This window comes from Nonomuraea sp. NPDC026600 (genome assembly GCF_040638335.1).
GTDB lineage: Bacteria > Actinomycetota > Actinomycetes > Streptosporangiales > Streptosporangiaceae > Nonomuraea.
In genome coordinates, this window is the sequence record NZ_JBEZYD010000102.1 from 1 (window position 1) to 2,097 (window position 2,097).

Consider the following 2,097-nt stretch of genomic DNA (forward strand, 5'->3'; position numbering starts at 1 on the left):
CCGCGGGACAAAGCACAGGTGGAAAGGCCGATCCCGTATATTCGCGACTCGTTTTGGAGGGGCCGCGACTACTGCGGGCACACCCTGGAGCAGCTCCAGGCCGCCGCCGCGGCGTGGAGTTCGGAGGTGGCCGGACGGCGCGCGTGCCGGCCGCTGGCCGGAGCTCAACCCGTCAAGATCTTTCACGCGGTCGAGGCCGGGCGGCTGCGCCCGCTCCCGCCCGGGATCTTCGAGCTGGCCGAATGGTCGACGGTCACCGTCCATCCCGACATCCACGTGCGGGTCGGCAAGACGCTGTATTCCATCCCGTGGAAACACATCGGCAAGCAACTGCATGCCCGGGTCGCGGGCGGCAAGGTGCAGTTCTTCGACGGCGGTGAGCTGGTCAAGACGCACCTGTTCAAGATGGCCGGCAAGCAGATGGACGAGAGCGACTACCCGCCCGGCAAGATCGCGTTCTTCCAGCGGACCCCGGCCTGGTGCCGCCGCCGCGCGCGCGAGGTGGGCCCGCACTGCCAGGCGTTGATCGATGAACTGCTGGGCGAGAACGCGTTGTATCGGCTACGGGCCGCGCAAGGAGTGCTCGGCCTGGGCGGCAAATACGACGATGTCCGACTGGAGGCCGCCTGCCGCAAAGCGCTGGCCGTCGGCGATCCGACCTACAAGACGGTCAAGGGCATTCTGGCCGCCGGGCTGGAACACGACCCGATCCCACCTGCGGCAGGCGACGGCGGCGCCGGCGCGTTCCTGCACGGCCCGGCCCGGCTGTTCGCTCTGCCCGGCGGCCGAAACGACCCCGCAGGCCACGGCGACGACGACCCCGACAGCGGACGGCAGGCCGTCTCATGACCGCCACCACCACCGTGACGACGGCCACGCAGGTCACCGCACTGCGCCGCCTGGCTGATCTGCTCGCCACCACCAGCCTTCCCACCTTGCACCTGACCATCGGCGACGACGTCGTCATCCAGGTCGGAGCCCATCTGGGCGAGGCGGCCGAGCGCACCGCGATGGTCACCCACCTGGCCGCCCTCATGGGACTGGCCCCAGCCGGCTACGACCCCGACAGCCACCTGGCCGACTGGATCGGCGCCCAAGGCAACTGGGCCGGACATCGCATCCACGTCTTCACCCCGGCCGCCCACCCGCCTCGATCGGAGAACCCATCATGACCCGCACCACCGCGACACCCGCGATGACGGGCGACACACGCACCGACACACGCGCCAGCACCCGGCCAGGCGGTGCCGCAGCCGCCCTGGTCGATCTGACCGCTCTGCAGTCGGTCCTGCGCGCGCTCAAACTCGGCGGCATGCTCGACACCCTGGACGCCCGGCTGGCCCAAGCCCACGCCGGCGACCTCGGCCACCTGGACTTCCTGCAAGTCCTATGTCAAGACGAGATCACCCGCCGCGACAGCAACGCGCTCGCGCGACGCCTGCACCGCGCCCGCTTCGAACACCAAGCCACCTTCGAAGGCTTCGACTTCACCGCCTCCCCGAAACTGCCCGCCGCCCAGATCCGCGACCTGATGGCGCTGCGCTGGCTGCACGCCGGTGAGTCCGTCGTGCTCTACGGCCCCGTCGGCACCGGGAAAACACACCTCGCCCAAGCCCTGGCCCACCTGGCCATCCGCCACGGCGCAGAAGCACGATTCTTCAAGACCAGCCGTATCCTGGCCGACCTGGCCGGCGGCCACGCCGACCGCACCTGGGCAAGGCGACTGCGCGACCTGGCTCGCCCGGCCATCCTCATCCTGGACGACTTCGCCATGCGCGAACTCACCCCCGCCCAAGCCGACGACCTCTACGAACTGATCGGCGAACGCACCGGCACCTCGATGATCCTGACCTCAAACCGGGCCCCGGTGGACTGGTATCCGCTCTTCCCCAACCCCGTCGTCGCCGAGTCGCTCCTCGACCGGCTGATCAACACGAGCCATCAAGTATTCATGAACGGACCCAGCTTCCGTCCGAACAACAGACCAGGGCGTGTCGCCTCGACAGACAAACCCGACACCCACTAGAAAAGGATCAAGGCTAGGACCTGGGGGAATAACCTGCAACGAACCCCAGGGGAATTACGTGGCGTTCCACA

General features: G+C 68.6%; 2 protein-coding genes and 1 pseudogene. All 3 read left to right on the forward strand.

Features of this window, described 5'->3' with window-relative positions; all coding sequences use genetic code 11:
• Nucleotides 1-849: pseudogene (locus AB0F17_RS66355) on the forward strand (hypothetical protein); the annotation flags it as partial.
• A complete protein-coding gene (locus AB0F17_RS66360; protein WP_358047830.1) occupies nucleotides 846-1,172 on the forward strand; it encodes a hypothetical protein in 327 nt (108 codons plus the stop codon). The pseudogene AB0F17_RS66355 and the gene AB0F17_RS66360, both read left to right, overlap by 4 nt.
• Nucleotides 1,169-2,026 carry an IS21-like element helper ATPase IstB gene (istB, locus tag AB0F17_RS66365; protein ID WP_358047832.1) on the forward strand — a complete coding sequence of 286 codons (858 nt, stop codon included), beginning with the start codon at nucleotides 1,169-1,171 and terminating at the stop codon, nucleotides 2,024-2,026. Before AB0F17_RS66360 ends, istB begins: the two co-directional genes overlap by 4 nt.
• The last annotated feature ends 71 nt before the right edge of the window (nucleotides 2,027-2,097 follow it).